This window comes from Sphingobium sp. UBA5915 (genome assembly GCF_002431195.1).
Lineage (GTDB): Bacteria > Pseudomonadota > Alphaproteobacteria > Sphingomonadales > Sphingomonadaceae > Sphingobium > Sphingobium soli.
Map to the genome: position 1 here is coordinate 53,338 of NZ_DJDV01000119.1, position 17,108 is coordinate 70,445.

Here is a 17,108-nt window from a genome sequence, read left to right on the forward strand (position 1 = left end):
TCCTTAATTTTTCGCTCATGATCCCCCGATCGCGGTCCGCAAAATGTCGTTCCAATTCCCAAGCCGCGCCGCCCGCGTCGGCGCGGTCATGCGGGGTTTGAAACGCTGCCGGATCGGCATCGCCGCCGCCGCATCCTCCAGCGAAGCATGCAGTCCTGCGCCCACGGCCGCCAGCATTGCAGCGCCGCGCGCGGTGGTTTCGACATCGGCGGGTCGCTCGACGGGGAGGTTCAGTATGTCGGCCAGGTCCTGCGCGATCCAGTCATTGGCACTCATGCCCCCATCGATGCGCAAGTTCGTCCAGGGCGCGCCATCAGCCGCGAAGGCGCCGGCCAGATCATGAACCTGATGCGCCATGGATTCGAGCGCGGCCCGCACGATATGCGCACGGGTCGTTCCCTGGGTCAGCCCGGCGATCACCCCGCGCGCTTCAGGCCGCCAGTGCGGCGCGCCAAGGCCGGACAAGGCAGGCAGCAGGGATACGCCGCCATTGTCCGTAACGGAACGGGCCAACGCCTCGGTCTCTTGCGCCGCGCGGATCAGCCCCAGTTCGTCCCGCAGCCACTTGATAAGGCTGCCCGCGACGAAGATCGACCCTTCCAGGGCATAGTGACGGCAACCGCCCTGCTGGCGCAGGATCGTGCCAAGCAGCCGGTTGTCCGATCGGGGCAGGACAGTCCCGGTCGGCGCCAGGATGAACGCGCCGGTGCCCAGCGTCGCTTTCGCCGGGCCGGGCGACAGGCACCCCTGCCCGATCGTCGCGGACTGCTGATCGCCGGCCAGGCCGCAGATCCGAATCGCGCCGCCCAGCAGGCCGGGGCTGGCCGCGCCGAAATCCCCTTCATTGTCGACGATGTCGGGCAACGCGGCGACCGGCACGCCGAACAGGTCGCATAAGGCGCTGTCCCAGTTTGCGCCATCAAGCGCCAGCAACTGGGTGCGGCTGGCATTGCTGGCGTCGCTGATATGCAGGCCGCCGGTCAGATTCCAGACCAGCCAGCTTTCGACCGTGCCCAGCGCCAGCGCATCCCCGGCCTGCGCAACAGCTGTTTCATGGTCGATCAGCCAGCGCATCTTGCTCGCGGAAAAATAGGGGTCGATGACTAGCCCGGTCCGTTCCTGGATCATCGGTTCATGGCCCGCGTCGCGCAAGGCCCGGCACTGGTCGGCGGTGCGACGGTCCTGCCAGACGATTGCAGGGGCGAGCGGCCGACCGTTGCGTTTGTCCCAGGCGATGACGGTTTCCCGCTGATTGGTGATGCCGATGGCGGCGATCCGGTCCGCGCCGCCGGCCTGGGCCACCATATCGCGCGCGCACGCCAGGCTTTGCGCCCATATCTCGATGGGGTCCTGCTCGACCCAGCCGGGGCGGGGATAATGCTGGCCAAGGTTGCGCTGCGCCGTCGCCATGCGCGTTCCATCGGGAGTGTAAAGCATCGCGCGCGTGGACGTGGTGCCCGCGTCCAGCACCAGCAATCGGGCGTCCGTCATTGGCCCTCCCTTATCCAGCGGTCCAGCCGGACCACCTGGTCCGGGGTGAAGCGCAGGCCCAGCTTCGTCCGCCGCCACAGCATATCCTCGGCGGTGCGCGCCCATTCTCGCTCAATCTGCCAGATCGCTTCCGCCTGTGTGAAGCCGACGCCGAAAGCGACACCCAGATCGCTCCATCCCCGCGCTGTCCCCAGCCATGTCCAGGCATCGGCGCCATAGGCGCGGCCGATGCGATCGACACTGGCGGCATCGAGAAACGGATAGTCCTGCGCCAGCCTGTCCAGCAGTGCCGACAACCCCGTCATGGTAAAATCCCCGCCAGGCAATGGGGCATCCGCTGTCCAGTCGCCGCCGCGCAACATGGGAAGGTGCGGCTTGAGCATATCGACCGCCTCGGCGGCCAGATGCCGGTAGGTGGTAATTTTGCCGCCCAGCACGTGCAAGGCCGGGGCTTCCCCCTTCCCGCCCTGGTCAAGCTCCAGCCGATAGCCACGCGTCGCCGCTTCCGGCCGGTCGGAGCCATCATCGATCAGCGGCCGCACGCCGGCATAGCTCCACACCACATCGTCCGGTGTCACTGGTCGTGCGAAATAGCCGCTGGCGGCGTCGCAGAGATAGGCAATTTCCTTCGCGCTCGCCGCGATGCTGTCGGTTTCGCTGTCATGATCCTGGTCGGTCGTGCCGATCAGCGTGAAATCACGCTCATAGGGGATGACGAAGAAAATCCGACCATCGGGCAGCTGGAAGAAATAAGCAAAGTCATGATCGAACAGACGTGGCACCACGATATGCGATCCGCGCACCAGCCGCATCCTGCGACCCGCCAGCCCTTCCCCGCCCCCCGGCAGCGCCAGCACCGACGGCCCGGTCGCGTTGACGATCGCGCGGGCGTGGAAACGCAGGCCCGCGCCATCGGCCGCACGCGCGTCTATCGCCCACAGCCCTTCTTCCCGCGTCAACCCGACAACCTGCGTCCGGGTCTGGATGGATGCGCCGTGTGCAGCAGCGTCGCGCGCGTTGAGCAGCACCAGCCGGGCGTCATCGACCCAGGCATCGGAATAGCAATAGCCGGTGGCAAAGCCCGGTTTCAGCGGCACGCCGGCTGCATGACGGCGCAGATCGATGCCCTGCGTCGCCGGCAGGACACGCCGTCCGCCCAGATGATCGTAGACGAACAAGCCCAGGCGCAGCAGCCAGCGTGGGCGCAGCCCCGGCGTCCATGGCAGGACGAAGCGCATCGGATGGATGATATGCGGCGCGATGCGCCACAGACGCTCCCGCTCGGCCAGCGCCTCGCGCACCAAACCGAATTCGCGATGTTCCAGATAGCGCAGCCCGCCATGGATGAGCTTGGTGGAGGCGGAGGACGTGCCCTGCGCCAGGTCGCCTCGCTCCAGCAACAATACCTTCGCGCCCCGGCCCGACGCATCGCGGGCGATGCCGCAGCCATTCACCCCGCCGCCAATCACGGCCAGATCATAGAGGGCGGCTGGTGGGCTCTGCTGGGTCACGCCATCGGGTGTAGGCGGACGCGGCAGGCATGAAAAGAGAGGAGCGCCTCGGCCTGTCAGTCGATACGGCAAACAGGGTCGATCAGCGGGTCAGACAGGCCTCGCCAAGATCTGCGGCGAGAGCAGGACCCATGTGGCTAAGCGGATATGGTCAGGCCTTCTCCAGCGTGCACTGAAGCGGGTGCTGGTTCTGCCGGGCGAAATCCATCACCTGGTTCACCTTCGTCTCCGCGACTTCGTAGCTGAAGATGCCGCAAATGCCGACGCCGCGCTGATGGACGTGCAGCATCACCCGCGTGGCTTCCTCCATGTCCATGCGAAAAAAGCTTTGCAGGACATGCACCACGAACTCCATCGGGGTGTAGTCATCGTTGAGCATCAGCACCTTGTAGAGCGACGGCTTTTTGGTGCGGGTGCGCGTGCGGGTGGCGATGCCGACATTGGGACCGCCGGGGCCTTCGCCCTGATCGTCCTGGTCCCGGCCCGCCATGTTCACGGGCCATGATGCGGTGATGAGACTGTTCATGATGCGCAAGGATATGGCGATTCGCCCTGATATGGCAAGGGGGCGACGGCGCCGTTCGCCGCTCGTCCCGCCTCCAAAGGACAAGGGCGCCCCCTTCCAGCGGAAGAGAACGCCCGTGACTCAATGGATTTTAGCGGATCGCGCCGATCAGGCGGCGATCGACTTCACCTTGTCGGTGACCAGCGACATGCGCGCGGTCAGCGGCTGGGCAACGTCGCCGGCCAGCTTCATCATCGCTTCGCTGTTCTTCGCGGCTTCCTTGGTGAAGTCGTCGAAGCTGCTGGAAAACAGCTGGCTCTGCAGCTGGAAAAATTCGGTCGGCGTCTTGGCGGTGGCCAAGCTCTTGAACGAAGCCGTCGCCTTTTCGAAATTCTTGCGGGTGAAATCGACGGCTTCCTGGCCCATCATTTCCATGCCCTTGGCGGCGATCTTGCCGGATTCGACCATGGCTTCCATGTTGCCCTTGGCCATGTCGCTCATTTCCTCAACCGCCTTGGTCGACTTTTCGACATGGGCCTTGGCCTTGTCGTTGAAGTCTGAATAAGCGGTTTCAAACTTCGCCTTGGCGTCTTCGGCGAACTTCTTTCCGGTTTCCATAACGTCGTTCATCATCTTGGTTCCTTCTATCGGGGGCAGCGGCTGGGTGCTGGCGGTTGCGGCCATTTCTGTCGGGCTCTTGATCATGCTGGAGGCGGGCGCGGCCGGAGCAGGCGGCGGCGGGGGCGCAGGCGGCGGGGGCGCAGGCGGCTCCACCGGCTTAGGCGCAGGTTCCGATTGCGGGTTCGTCTCAACCGGCTTGAGCGCCCCTTCCGGTGCTTCCTTGACCGGATTGGCGCTGGCCGCCTTACGCGGCGCGGGCTTCTTTCGCGCTGGCTCCGTGCCAATGGCGGCTTCGGCCGCCATCAAGGCTTCTGCAGCCGACATTGTGGTCGACCCTGCTTTCGCGCGCGCTGTATTCCTCGGTCCCTTCGGGGTATCGGCCATGACCATCCTCCGTTTGCTGCACTGCACAATATAGAAATCAGGTTGCCGTTGCAAGGCCTGTTGTGCGGTGCAGCAAAAATGTACCAACGGTTCGTCGTATTTTTCTGGAAGTCTGACTTTCGCTACGGAATCATAGCGTTTACCGGGCCTTTACATATCGGCCCGGCGCATCTTCGATAGCTTTCAGACGGCCTTTCCCGGGCACCCGGGCGCCTTCAACAGGCGCCATGTGCGGATGGATAGCGCCGAGCCATGCACGCCAGTCCGGCCACCAGCTACCCTTGGTCTCCTTTGCCTGTTCCAGGAACTGCGCCAGGGATGGCTGCGCCTCCTCGCACGCCCAATATTGATATTTGCCGGCCGCCGGCGGGTTGACCACGCCCGCGATATGGCCCGACCCGGCCAGCAAAAACCGCACCGGCCCGCCAAAATGTTCGGTCAGCTTCCACACGCTGTCCAGCGGCGCGATATGGTCCTCCCTGCCGGCCTGGACATAGGCCGGGGTGCGGATGGCGCGCAGGTCGATCGGCGTGCCCGCGACGCTGATCGCTCCGGGCGAAACCAGCAGATTGTCGCGATAGAGTTGCGTCAAATAATCCTTGTGCCAGCGGGCCGGCAAATTGGTCGTGTCGCCATTCCAGTAAAGCAGGTCGAACGGGGGATAATCCATGCCGAGCAGATAATTGTTGACGACATAGTTCCAGATCAGGTCCCGCCCGCGCAGCAAATTGAAGGTCGCGGCCATATAGCGCCCATCGAGGAACCCTTGCGCCGACAACTGATCCACCAACTTCATCTGCTCATCGTCGACGAACAGGCCAAGGTCGCCGGCCTGGCTGAAATCCACCTGCGCGGTGAAGAAGGTCGCGCTCGCCACCTTGTCCGCTTCGCCCCGCGCCGCGAGCAGCGCCAGCGTCGCGGCCAATGTGGTGCCGGCCACGCAATAGCCGATCGTGTGGACGCTCTCCACGCCCAGCAAATCGCGCACCGTGTCGATCGCGTCGATCTGGCCGCCCAGGATATAATCGTCCCAGATAAGGTCCTTCATCGAGGCGTCAGCGGATTTCCACGAGACGAGGAAGACGCTGATCCCCTGGTCCACCGCCCATTTGACGAAGCTTTTTTCCGGCGACAGGTCGAGGATGTAGAAGCGGTTGATCCACGGCGGGAAGATGATGAGCGGCGTTTCCAGCACCTCTTGGGTCGAGGGCGCGTAGTGGATCAACTGGTAAAGTGGGGTTTCATGGATCACCTTGCCCGGCGTCGCCGCGATATTGCGCCCAAGCTCGAACGTCGTGCCATCGGTGTGGGTGAGTTGCCCCTTCTCCATGTCGGCCAGCATATGCTTAAGGCCAGTGAGCAGATTTTCGCCGCCGCTTTCGATTGTCTTGCGCATCACCTGCGGATTGGTGAGCGGGAAATTGCTGGGGGCCATCGCATCGAGCAGCCCGGTAGTGGCGAAGCGCAGCTTGGCTTTCTGCCGGGGATCGACGCCATCGACCGCATCGGCCATCTTCATCAGATAGTCGGACAGCAGCAGATAGCTCTGGCGGATAAGGTCGTAGAAGGGATGCTCGGTCCACGCCGGATCGGCAAAGCGCCGGTCCCTGGAGGCGGCCGGGCTGGTGGCCGGCGCGGGATCGGGCCGCTCGCGCAGCAGGCCGCCCGCATCGAGAAAACGCTGCCACAGCGCCAGCCCTTCGTCGGCGAAGCTTGTCTGGATGCGCGCGACGAGTGCGGGATCGAACGGCAGCGCCTGGCCGGTCGATCCGGCCGCCTGCTCCAGCATCAATTGCTGGGCGCGGCCCAGCACCTGCGTCCATTGCTGCATCTCCTCCAGCGTCGGCAGGCGGGGCTCCATGACGTTGCTTTTTTCCATGGCCACCATCCTCTTCCTGGCATTGCGCGCGGCGCGGCTTTCGCTGGCATGTCCCTATACGGCCGGTTATAGCCCGATTATGACGTGCCAGAGGCGCGTCACGCACTATTCCCTACAGGATGCTTTCAGGAAAGCCCCAATAATGTCCGAAGAATTCTACCGCATGAAGCGCCTGCCGCCCTATGTCATCGCTGAGGTCAATGCGATGCGGGCCACGGCGCGGGCGGCGGGCGAGGATATTATTGACCTGGGCATGGGCAATCCCGATCTGCCCCCGCCAGACCATGTCATCGACAAGCTGGTCGAAGTGGCGCGCAAGCCAAGCGCCCATGGCTATAGCCAGTCGCGCGGCATCCCTGGGCTGCGCAAGGCGCAGGCCAATTATTATGGCCGCCGCTTTGGCGTGGACATCGACCCGGAAACCGAAGTCGTCGTCACCATGGGATCGAAGGAGGGGCTGGCAAGCCTTGCCACCGCGATCACCGAGCCGGGCGACGTCGTGCTGGCCCCAAACCCCAGCTATCCAATCCACACTTTCGGTTTCATCATCGCGGGCGCGACCATCCGGTCGGTGCCGACCACGCCGGACGAAAATTATTTCCGCTCGCTTGACCGGGCCATGGCCTTCACCGTGCCGCGCCCGTCGATCCTGGTGGTCAACTATCCGTCCAACCCGACGGCCGAGACGGTCGACCTTGCCTTTTACGAGCGGCTGGTCGCTTGGGCGAAGGAGAACAAGGTCTGGATACTCTCCGACCTCGCCTATTCCGAACTTTATTATGACGGCAATCCCACGCCGTCGATCCTGCAGGTGCCCGGCGCCAAGGACGTGGCGATCGAGTTCACATCCCTGTCCAAGACATATTCCATGGCCGGCTGGCGCATGGGCTTTGCCGTGGGCAATGCCAAGCTGATCGCGGCGATGACGCGGGTGAAATCCTATCTAGACTATGGCGCCTTCACCCCCATCCAGGCGGCGGCCTGCGCCGCGCTCAACGGGCCGCAGGATATCGTGGAGAAGAACCGCCTGCTCTACCACAAGCGCCGGGACGTGCTGGTTGAAAGCTTCGGCCGCGCCGGATGGGACATTCCTGCAGCGCGCGCCTCGATGTTCTGCTGGGCGCCCTTGCCGCCTGCGCTGAAAGAGATGGGCAGCCTGGAATTTTCCAAGCAGTTGCTCACCCATGCCAAGGTCGCGGTCGCGCCGGGCGTGGGCTATGGCGAGGATGGCGAAGGCTATGTTCGCATCGCAATGGTCGAAAATGAGCAGCGGCTGCGGCAGGCGGCGCGCAACATCAAGGCCTATCTCAAATCCATGGGCATCAACACGCCATCGTCCAAGGGCGCGGCCTGAGCTTGGTATCGGAGCCGATCGCATGAGCGGCATGATCCTGCTTCCCCAGGTCAGCCAGGTGGCGGCCACCATCCAGCTGGCGGTCGCGCCGGTGTTCATGCTGGCGGGGCTGGGCGCGTTCCTCAATGTCTGCGCCGGGCGGCTGGCGCGCGTGATCGACCGGGCGCGCAAGGTGGAACAGAGCGTGCTGGTGACGCGCGGGCGCGAACATGACCGGCTGGTTGCGGAAATCCGCGTGCTCGACAAGCGGATGAGCGTGGTCAACGGCGCGATCTTTCTGTCGGTCGCATCGGGCTGCGCCATCTGTCTGGTCGTCATGCTGCTGTTCGCCGCCGAATTGTTCAACGCGCACCTGGGCACGGCGATCGCGTTGATCTTCATTTTCGCGATGCTGCTCCAGACCGCCGCCTTCGCCACCTTCATCCAGGAAATCCGGCTGGCGTCGCGCACCATCCACATCCGCAACGAGGTGCTGTTCCATCAGGCCGAGGATGAGGATGATAGCGAGGCTCCGACCGGCGCATGACCAAATTCACCGTTAACGACCGGCCGGTCCAATATCGCATGGACCCCGACACGCCCTTATTATGGGCGTTGCGCGACGCGTCCAACCTGACCGGCACCAAATATGGCTGCGGCACGGGCGATTGCGGCGCCTGCACGGTCGATATCGACGGGGAAGCGGTGCGATCCTGCCAGCTCAGCATCGCCAACGCCGAAGGGCGTTTCGTCACCACCATAGAAGCCTTGTCGCCCGACCGCGGCCATCCGCTGCAACAGGCCTTTGCCGCCGACAATGTGTCGCAATGCGGCTATTGCGTGCCGGGCGTCATCATGGCGGCTTCCGTTTTGCTGCGGCGAAACAGCAATCCAACCGACGAACAGATCGACGCTGCGATCACCAATATCTGCCGCTGCGGCATCTATCCCCGGCTGCGGGGCGCGATCAAGCACGCAGGCCGGATCATGCGCGGCGAGGAACGGATCGCCGCCGCCCCGCCGCCCGGCATCACGCCGGAGGAAGCGGCGCGCAGCGTGCCGGCGCTGGGCCGATCCGCCAGCCCGCCAAAGCGGCAGCCGTGAAGCATGGCGTAGCCCCGGCGCAGCGGGACTGCGCCTCGCTCACCCCTGCTTTCCGATCACCGGCTCCAGCGCCTGCGCCAGCGTCGCGCCCGAATAGGGTTTCTTGACCAGCGTCACATGCTGAAAACGCGGCGGCAGTTCCAGCCCGTCGCCATAGCCGGTGGCAAAGATGAACGGCACGCCCCGCTCGGCCAGCAGGTCGGCGATGGGCAGGCTGTTTTCATGGCCAAGGTTGAAATCCAGCACGGCCAGATCGACGGGCTGAAGCGCGATCGCTTCGCGCGCGCGTCCGACGCTGGCGGCGGTAAACACCTCCGCGCCCAGATCGCGCAAGGCGTCCTCGCCATCCATGGCGATGATCATATTGTCTTCGACCAGCAGGACATGGCGGTCGCGCAGCAACCCGGGCACGGGAGCGGCAGCAGGCTTTACGCGATCGCGTCCCACGCTGTCGGGCAGCACCGACACGACATGGCGCGACGGGATGCAGAAATGCGCCTCGATCCCCGCCAGGCGATAGTTGATCTCCGCATCGCCGCCCAGATCATAGGGGATGGACCGTTCGATCACAGTGGAGCCGAAACCGCGCCGGGTCGGCGCGACGACCGGCGGCCCGCCGCTTTCGGTCCAGTCGATCAGCAGGCTGCCATCCGCATCCACCCGCCAGTCGATCGCGACGATGCCGCCATCGGACAACGCGCCATATTTGGCGGCGTTGGTCAGCATTTCATGAATGACGAGCGCCAGTACCGTGAAACAGGCAGGGGTCAACAGGACGTTGGGGCCGGTCAGGCGCACGCGATCGCTACGCTCGGCCAGATAGGCGCCGGCTTCCACTTCAATGAGGTCGATGAGCCGGGCCGGGCTCCAGCGGTCGGCGGTGATCTGGTCATGCGCGCGGGCCAATGCGTGGACGCGACTTTCCAGCGTGCCAATAAAATCTTCGACCGACTGCGCGCTCTCCCGCGTCTGGGAGATCAGGCCGCGAATAAGCGACAGGATGTTGCGAACGCGGTGATTCAATTCGGCGATCAGCAATTCCTGCTTCTCGTTTGCCCGTTGCCGTTCCGCGTCTGCCGAATCGGACAGGCGCAGGATGACTTCCAGCAAGGCGGTGCGCATCGCCTCTGCCACGCGCAGTTCGGCGGGCGTAAAGGGTCGCGCGGTGCCTTTGACCAGTTCCGACCATTCCTCGAAACTCTTGCGCGGCGTCAGGCGCGGGCCGTTGGGACCATATTCGATATGCTTGTCCTGCTTGCCCGCCCACCGCACGGAGCGCAGCTGTTCGGCGCGAAACAGCACGACATAATCGCGTGGCCGGCGGGAAATCGGGATGGCCAGTACCCCCGCCGCCCGGTCGGCATGACGGGCCGCATCGGGCAACAGTTGGGACAGGTTGTCCGTGGTGAATATCTGGCTCGCCGCCGTTCGATTGAGCATCGACACGATCGCGGCAAAAGCGTGTTCATCCGGGGTCAGCCCAGACAGGCTGATATGCCCGTCAATATAAACGCCCACGCCATCGGCGGGAATGGTGTCGAACATGATGTCGCCCAGCCAGCGCGCGTTGGACAGCAGGTCATGATCCTGGGCCACCGCCGACAGCAACCGGTCAGCCACCTGCCGCGCCATGCCTTCATAATGGGCGGTTTCCGCCCGCTCGCGGCTTTCGAGCATCATCGAGAATATCTGGCCGAACAACTCAGCGGCGCTGCGCTGCGCAAAGGTCGGCAATCGCGGCTCATAATGGTGGCAGGCGAACAGCCCCCACAGCTTGCCGCCGACGATGATCGAGATCGACAGGGATGCGCCGACGCCCATGTTGTGCAGATATTCGATATGGATGGGCGATACCGCGCGGGTCAGACACAGCGACATGTCGAGCGCCGCGCCATGGGGGTCGAGCGCGGGCACGACCGGCACCGGCTGCGCCTGCACATCGGCGATGATGCGGAATATGTTGCGCAGATACAGGGCGCGCGCCTGCGAGGGAATGTCCGACGCGGGGTAGTGGAGTCCGAAAAAGCTTTCGATGCCGGGCCGCAACGCTTCGGCGACGACCTCGCCATCGCCGCCATCGGCGAAGCGATAGACCATCACGCGGTCGAACCCGGTAAGCGCGCGCACCTGCCTTGCGCCATCGCGCAGGAAGGCGGACATGGATTCGGCCTGCGCCAGGCGCGACACCATGGAGCGAACCGTGCTGCTCGCCTCCATCTCGTCATGGCTGGCGGGTTCCGCCTCCACGATCACCATCGGGCCGGAAAAATGCACCGCCACGTCGAAGGCGGGGCCATCCTTGATGAGCGGAAGCGAAAAGAGCCGCTCCACCGAATCAGGACCGCGCAGCAACGTGATGCGATTGCGCAGCGCGTGGATCGCATCTGCTTCGAAAATATCAGCGACCGGGCGGCCCAGCATATCGTCGGGGGACAGACCGATAAATTGCGCGCTGTTGGCGGACGCGCGCGCCACCAGCCAGTCGGCCGTCAGGGCGATGAGAAAGCCGAACGGCTGCACCGCCCCCAGAATATGGATCGGCTCGCGATCACAATTGCTCAGGTCGACGGCGAAACCGGGGTCGGTCGCGTCGCTGCCGGGATCGCCTTCAGCCATGCGCCACCGCCTTTTGCGCCGCCGCGCCGGCGGCAAAAAGGGCGAAGGCGGCGAGCGCGCCCTGCACGGCGTCGTTCAGCCAGCCTTCGCCGCCTTCCGCAGCAGCGCCGTCAAGCGCGCGCTGGAAGGCCAACCATTCCCCCTTGTCATGAGTCGCGGAAAGATAGGCGCTGGGGAGCCCCGGGCCGACCCGGCGGGCGAGGAAGGCGCCGCCAAGGCGCGACCCTTCCAACGCATAGAGCAAGCCCCAGCGATACCCGTCGCCCCCCGCGGATTCGAGGCTGAGCGACTGCGGCGGCGCGACGCCCAGAGCGGCGAGATCCTGCGCCAGAAACGGCATACGCGTCTGGTCCGGCTGCGCCGCCGGCTCCAGCGCCGACAAAGCGCGGCTGTGCGCGCTTAGAAAATCAGCATAATCCCGAGCGTTATCGAGCGAAAAGTCGGCAAACAGGGCATCAACCCGATCATGGCTCGCCATCGTCGCTTCACGCAGGGCCTGACGGGTGCGGCCAGCATCGGGGGATTTCGTCACTCGGTGGTCCTAAGAGGGATGGGAGAAAATGTCTTTAATCTGCATCAGCTTCGGTCAGCCCCGGGGTGGCTGCGCTGACGCACCAGTCTTGCACCCTACGTAAAACCTTCCCCAAAGACCATATTGGGTCGCAAGATTCTTTCGCAATGCTGACATGAAGGTTCAGCGATCGCTCACCACCATGCGCCTATAAGCTGATCATTAGGGGCGCTGTGCCCCGTATCAGGAAAGTGCTGGACCCATGTTCAAGAGGATCATGCTGGCAGGATTGATGAGTGCGACGGTGCTGGGCGGGATCGTGCCGGCCTATGCGCAGGAACGTGCACCCCGTGGCGAACGCGGCATGCGTAATGGCGATGGCGCCGCCGTGTCGCGCGGAAATCGCATGAACCAGCCGCGCGGTGACGCCGGCCGCGACGCCGGAACGCAGCCGCGCGCCCAGCCGCCGCGTCAGATGGCGCCGGCGCAACCCGACAATCGCCTGCGCGGAAACGCCGCCCGCGCGGTCGAGCAGGCGCGCGAACGGCGCGAACAATGGCAGGCCGGGCGCGCCGAACGTCGACCGGGCATGGATGACCGGCGCGGCGATCGTCGCGATGGCAGGCAGGATTGGCGCAACGAGCGGCAGGACCGACGGGCCGATCGTCGGGATGACCGGCAGGACCAGCGCGCGGATCGCCAGGGTGATCGTCGCGACTGGCGTTCCGACCGGCGGGACGACCGGATCGATTGGCGCAACGAGCGGCAGGACCGACGGGCCGATCGTCGGGATGACCGGCAGGACCAGCGCGCGGATCGCCAGGGTGATCGTCGCGACTGGCGTTCCGACCGGCGGGACGACCGGATCGATTGGCGCAACGAGCGGCAGGACCGACGGGCCGATCGTCGGGATGACCGGCAGGACCAGCGCGCGGATCGCCAGGGTGATCGTCGCGACTGGCGTTCCGACCGGCGGGACGACCGGATCGATTGGCGCAATGATCGCCGCGGTGCCAGGCCGGGCGACTGGCGCTGGACAGGCGGGCGCGAACGGGTCGATGTGCGGCGCTTTGACGAAAGGACACGGTGGAATAACCAGCGGCGCTGGGACAATGGCTGGCGTCAGGACCGCCGCTATGACTGGCGCAGCTATCGCAACCGCTATGGCGATCGCTACCGGGTCGGGCGCTATTATGCGCCGCGCGGATGGAGCTATGGCTATCGATCCTTTTCGGTCGGGCTTTTCCTGAACGACCTGCTCTACGCCAATAATTATTGGATCAACGATCCCTATGCCTATCGGCTTCCTCCCGCCTACGGCACACTGCGCTGGATCCGCTATTATGACGATGCGCTGCTGGTCGATGTTCGCGACGGCTATGTCGTCGACGTCATCCGCGACTTTTTCTGGTGACGCGCCGGTTTCCTGAATTCGCGGCTTCCTGAACTGGCCTTCAGGAGTCCCTGGCCCCGGCGCGGCGACGCGTCGGGGTCTTTTCATCGCCGCCCTCCCTGTGGCAGGGAGGGCCTATGACCGGTTCTTCCGATGCAGACGCTGCCGATGACGGCGGCATCGCCTCTCCTGCTCGCGCCGCCATAGGCGATGCCGTGCGTGCGCGGCTGGAGCGCAACCCGATGGTGAGCCGTATCGATACGCCGCACCTGGAGATATTCGGGCGGCAGGACTTCCTCAGTCCGGAAGAATGCGCCGAACTGCGCCGCCTGATCGACGCGAATGCGCAGCCGTCGACGCTTTTTTCCGGCAGCGCCAACGCAGACTATCGCACCAGCCACAGCGGCAACCTGTCGCCTCGCGATCCGCTGGTCGAACGGATTACCGAGCGCATCTGCGCGCTGACCGGATTGCCGGCGATCAACGGCGAAACGCTCCAGGGACAGCGCTATACCCCTGGCCAGGAATATAAGGTCCATTGCGACTATTTCCCGGCGACGGCGGACTATTGGCAACGGATGCGCGGGACGGGCGGGCAACGCACATGGACGGCGATGATCTATCTGTCCGCTGTCGAGGCCGGGGGAGAGACGCATTTCCCGCAATGCGAATTCATGGTCCCACCGGTCGAAGGGATGATCCTGATCTGGAATAATATGGACCGGGATGGCGCGCCCAATCGCTTCAGCCTGCATGCCGCCCTGCCCGTGGAGCGCGGCACCAAATATGTCGTCACCAAATGGTTTCGCGAACGTCCCTGGGGCTGAAAGGCTGATACACATTGCGACATAAATGACTGGAATCTGACGGCGCCATTCCCGGTTCGTTCAGATGCGCGGGGCCATATCTCTCTTCACTGGCGCAGGAACCGGAAAGCCAAAATCGGTTCGACGCCAAGCTGAATGGGAGACCAAAGATGCGTAAACTGATCCTATTGGGCCTGCTGGCCGCCACCGTCGCCCCCAGTGTCGCTTCGGCGCAATCCTATGGCGAAGCGCGCCGCAGCGAGCGGCAATTGCGCGAGGAAAAGCGCGATCTGCGCAAGGCACAGCGCTATGGCGATCGCCGTGACGTGCGCGAACAGCGCCGCGACGTGCGCGAAGCCCGTCGCGAAGTGCGCGAGGACTGGCGCGACTATCGCCGCAGCCATCGAAATGTCTATCGCGGCGGCAACTGGCGCGCGCCCTTCCGCTACACCGCCTGGAATACCGGCGCGCGGCTGCGTCCGGCTTATTACAGCTCGCGCTATTATATCGCCGACCCCTATCGCTATCGCCTCCCCCGCCCGGGCGCGAACCTGCGCTGGGTCCGCCACTATAACGACGTGCTGCTGGTGAACGTCCGCACTGGGCGGGTGATGCAGGTGCATCGCGGCTTCTTCTGGTAAGCCGTCAGACCAATAGCGCAGCGGCCCCGCTCCATATGGAGCGGGGCCGCTTTGCTGCGCATACCATTCAGATTAGCATCATGCCGCCCTTGGCCGCGCCGCCCGTTGCCAGGCGCACGCGGCCGATAATGCGCGCGAGGCGCATCATCAGTCCGAAAGGGGGGTGGACCATAGGGGCAAACGCCGTTTTATGGCCATTGTTCCCCATTTTTTCCGCATCAGGCGGCCAGCGCCTCCGCGATCAGTTTGCGGCTGTTTTCGATGCCGTAAAGGGCGATGAAGCTGCCCATGCGTGGCCCCTGATCCGCGCCTAGCAGCGTCTGATACAGCGCCTTGAACCAGTCCCGCAGCTCGGCGAATCCGAATGCTTCGTCCTTGCCGATGGCATAGACGATATTCTGGATGTCCTCCCCGCTGGCATCGGCCGGCAGCGCCGCCAATTCCAAGTCCAGCCGCTTGAGCGCCGCTGCCTCGTTCGCCTCCGGCGCGCGGCGCTGGAGCGTCGGCGCGACGAAATCGCGGTGATAGGCGAGCGCATGACCGATCAGCCCGTCGAGTTCGGGATAGGTGTCGACGCTCGCGCCCGGCACATAATTTTGCAGATAGCCCCATACCTGTTCGCGACTGGCATCGCCCATCACGCCGACCAAATTCAACAGCAGGCCGAACGTCACCGGCAGCTCGCCCTGCGGCAGCTTGCCGTCATGGATATGATGCACCGGATTGCCGAGTTGCTGCTCGATGGTCTGGCGCGGATAGTTGCCGCGGAACTGCCAATATTCGTCCACCGCGCGCGGAATGACGCCCATGTGCAGCTGCTTCGCCTTTTTCGGCTCGCGATAGGCGTAGAAGGCCAGGCTTTCCTGCGGGCCATAGGTCAGCCATTGTTCGAGACTGAGGCCGTTGCCCTTGGACTTGGAGATTTTCTCGCCCTTTTCGTCCAGGAACATTTCGTAGTTGAAGCCTTCGGGCGGGCGTCCGTCCAGCGCGCGGCAAATCTTGGACGATTGCGTGACCGAATCGATCAGGTCCTTGCCCGCCATCTCATAATCGACGCCCAGCGCATACCAGCGCATCGCCCAGTCGACCTTCCATTGCAGCTTGGCGCCGCCCGACAGGATCGACTGCTCGATCGTCTCGCCATCATCCTCGAAGCGCACGAGACCTGCTTCCGAGTCGATCACCTCAACCGGCACCTGGAGCACGATGCCGCTCTTGGGTGAAATCGGCAGGACGGGCGAATAGGTTGCCTGCCGTTCCTTGCGCAGCGTCGGCAGCATGATGTCCATGATTGCCTGATAGCGCCGCAGCACCTGCCGCAGCGCGTCGTCGAAGGCACCGGCGCGATATTGTTCGGTCGCAGACACGAACTCGTAATCGAAACCGAAGCGGTCGAGAAATTCCCGCAGCATCGCATTATTATGATGGGCGAAACTTTCGAACTTTTCGAACGGGTCGGGCACCTGCGTCAACGGCTTGCCCAGATGCGCATTGAGCATCGCCTGGTTGGGCACATTGTCGGGCACCTTGCGCAGCCCGTCCATGTCGTCGCTGAACGCCACCAGGCGCGTGGGAATATCCGACAGCGCATGATAGGCGTTGCGCACCATCGTCGTGCGCAGCACTTCGTTGAACGTGCCGATATGGGGAAGACCCGATGGGCCATAGCCGGTTTCGAACAGGATATGCCCTTTGTCCGGCGCGCCGTTCGGATAGCGCTTGAGCAGCTTGCGCGCTTCTTCATAGGGCCAGGCCTTGGACGCCTGAGCGGCGGAGCGGAGCGGATCGGGGATAGTCATGATGCACAGCCCCTAGTCCTGACGGCAAGGAAAGAAAACGCCTTTTGATGACAAAGGCCGACAGGAGCACGCGCCGCTTTGCGTCATCGATGTACAATATGCTATAGATGTGTGAAATGGAGGCGATATGCACATACAACGCAGCCATCAACGCGTGTCTGTTGAGATACCTGTCGTCGTGACAACCGTGCTCGACTATCAGGATGGGGTGGTGATCGACCTGAGCGAGGGCGGCGCGCAGGTGGCGGGGTGTTCCCTGCCTGCGGGAATGTCCTGCCAGCTGGATCTTGATGGCCACATCACCTTTGGCCTGGTGCGCTGGTCCGAAGAGGATCGCATGGGCATCCGTTTCCCCTATCCGCTGGCCGAAGGCCCCTTGTTCGACAAGCTGATGCTGGCCCGCGCCGCGCGCACCGAGGCGATGACTGTGCCGCCTCGTGTGCAGGGTGCTGGTTTTGGCCGCCGGATGGGCTGAAACAGGTTTTCCTTTTGTTCCCGCTGCTCTAAGCCGGCG

Annotated in this window: 15 protein-coding genes; 7 read left to right on the forward strand and 8 right to left on the reverse strand. The window is 64.1% G+C overall.

All coding sequences use genetic code 11. From position 1 onward, the window contains the following. Positions 1-15: 15 nt before the first annotated feature. From B2V90_RS20680 to B2V90_RS20700, 5 genes are all read right to left on the reverse strand, one after another. Positions 16-1,491 (reverse strand): glycerol kinase, encoded by a 1,476-nt coding sequence (locus B2V90_RS20680; protein WP_228220942.1) that lies wholly within the window; start codon positions 1,489-1,491, stop codon positions 16-18. After that, complete coding sequence (locus B2V90_RS20685) at positions 1,488-3,002, reverse strand: glycerol-3-phosphate dehydrogenase (protein WP_228220943.1); 1,515 nt, start codon at positions 3,000-3,002, stop codon at positions 1,488-1,490. Before B2V90_RS20685 ends, B2V90_RS20680 begins: the two co-directional genes overlap by 4 nt. 151 nt (positions 3,003-3,153) lie before the next feature. Next, the gene (gene clpS / locus B2V90_RS20690) at positions 3,154-3,528 is read right to left on the reverse strand and encodes an ATP-dependent Clp protease adapter ClpS (RefSeq protein WP_009822770.1); all 375 of its coding nucleotides are present in this window, start codon (positions 3,526-3,528) and stop codon (positions 3,154-3,156) included. 147 nt (positions 3,529-3,675) lie between these two features. Beyond that, the gene (locus B2V90_RS20695) at positions 3,676-4,512 is read right to left on the reverse strand and encodes a phasin family protein (protein ID WP_228220944.1); all 837 of its coding nucleotides are present in this window, start codon (positions 4,510-4,512) and stop codon (positions 3,676-3,678) included. A gap of 139 nt (positions 4,513-4,651) precedes the next feature. After that, entirely contained in the window at positions 4,652-6,391 is a 1,740-nt protein-coding gene (locus B2V90_RS20700) for a PHA/PHB synthase family protein (protein ID WP_228220945.1), read from the reverse strand. Between the two features lie 142 nt (positions 6,392-6,533). Here B2V90_RS20700 and B2V90_RS20705 point away from each other — a divergent pair, with 142 nt between their 5' ends. Genes B2V90_RS20705 through B2V90_RS20715 form a run of 3 tightly spaced genes read left to right on the forward strand, consistent with a single transcriptional unit; the run spans position 6,534 to position 8,828 of the window. Beyond that, positions 6,534-7,745, forward strand: coding sequence for an LL-diaminopimelate aminotransferase (locus B2V90_RS20705; protein WP_037543119.1), 1,212 nt, complete (start codon positions 6,534-6,536; stop codon positions 7,743-7,745). 31 nt (positions 7,746-7,776) lie between these two features. Further along, positions 7,777-8,271, forward strand: a complete 495-nt coding sequence (locus B2V90_RS20710; protein WP_037543543.1) for a DUF2721 domain-containing protein — start codon at positions 7,777-7,779, stop codon at positions 8,269-8,271. Continuing rightward, a complete protein-coding gene (locus tag B2V90_RS20715) occupies positions 8,268-8,828 on the forward strand; it encodes a (2Fe-2S)-binding protein (protein ID WP_228220946.1) in 561 nt (186 codons plus the stop codon). Before B2V90_RS20710 ends, B2V90_RS20715 begins: the two co-directional genes overlap by 4 nt. Before the next feature lie 39 nt (positions 8,829-8,867). Here the strand turns inward: B2V90_RS20715 and B2V90_RS20720 are convergent, their stop codons facing one another. After that, the gene (locus tag B2V90_RS20720) at positions 8,868-11,444 is read right to left on the reverse strand and encodes an HWE histidine kinase domain-containing protein (protein WP_293923016.1); all 2,577 of its coding nucleotides are present in this window, start codon (positions 11,442-11,444) and stop codon (positions 8,868-8,870) included. Further along, on the reverse strand, positions 11,437-11,976 hold the full coding sequence (locus tag B2V90_RS20725) for a biliverdin-producing heme oxygenase (RefSeq protein WP_228220948.1): 540 nt from the start codon (positions 11,974-11,976) through the stop codon (positions 11,437-11,439). The genes B2V90_RS20720 and B2V90_RS20725 overlap by 8 nt, the downstream gene beginning before the upstream one ends. A 241-nt stretch (positions 11,977-12,217) precedes the next feature. Between B2V90_RS20725 and B2V90_RS20730 the strand changes: the two genes are divergently transcribed. The 3 genes from B2V90_RS20730 to B2V90_RS20740 all read left to right on the forward strand — a co-directional run bounded on the left by B2V90_RS20730 (position 12,218) and on the right by B2V90_RS20740 (position 14,795). Continuing rightward, entirely contained in the window at positions 12,218-13,369 is a 1,152-nt protein-coding gene (locus tag B2V90_RS20730) for an RcnB family protein (RefSeq protein WP_293923018.1), read from the forward strand. A gap of 116 nt (positions 13,370-13,485) precedes the next feature. Continuing rightward, on the forward strand, positions 13,486-14,175 hold the full coding sequence (locus B2V90_RS20735) for a prolyl hydroxylase family protein (RefSeq protein ID WP_228220950.1): 690 nt from the start codon (positions 13,486-13,488) through the stop codon (positions 14,173-14,175). A 149-nt stretch (positions 14,176-14,324) separates the two neighbouring features. Next, positions 14,325-14,795: an RcnB family protein gene (locus B2V90_RS20740; protein ID WP_228220951.1), complete on the forward strand. Its 471-nt coding sequence runs from the start codon at positions 14,325-14,327 to the stop codon at positions 14,793-14,795. Between the two features lie 218 nt (positions 14,796-15,013). Here the strand turns inward: B2V90_RS20740 and B2V90_RS20745 are convergent, their stop codons facing one another. Beyond that, on the reverse strand, positions 15,014-16,594 hold the full coding sequence (locus B2V90_RS20745; RefSeq protein WP_293923020.1) for a lysine--tRNA ligase: 1,581 nt from the start codon (positions 16,592-16,594) through the stop codon (positions 15,014-15,016). Positions 16,595-16,721: 127 nt separating this feature from the next. Between B2V90_RS20745 and B2V90_RS20750 the strand changes: the two genes are divergently transcribed. Next, on the forward strand, positions 16,722-17,069 hold the full coding sequence (locus B2V90_RS20750) for a PilZ domain-containing protein (RefSeq protein WP_228220953.1): 348 nt from the start codon (positions 16,722-16,724) through the stop codon (positions 17,067-17,069). Positions 17,070-17,108: the final 39 nt, after the last annotated feature.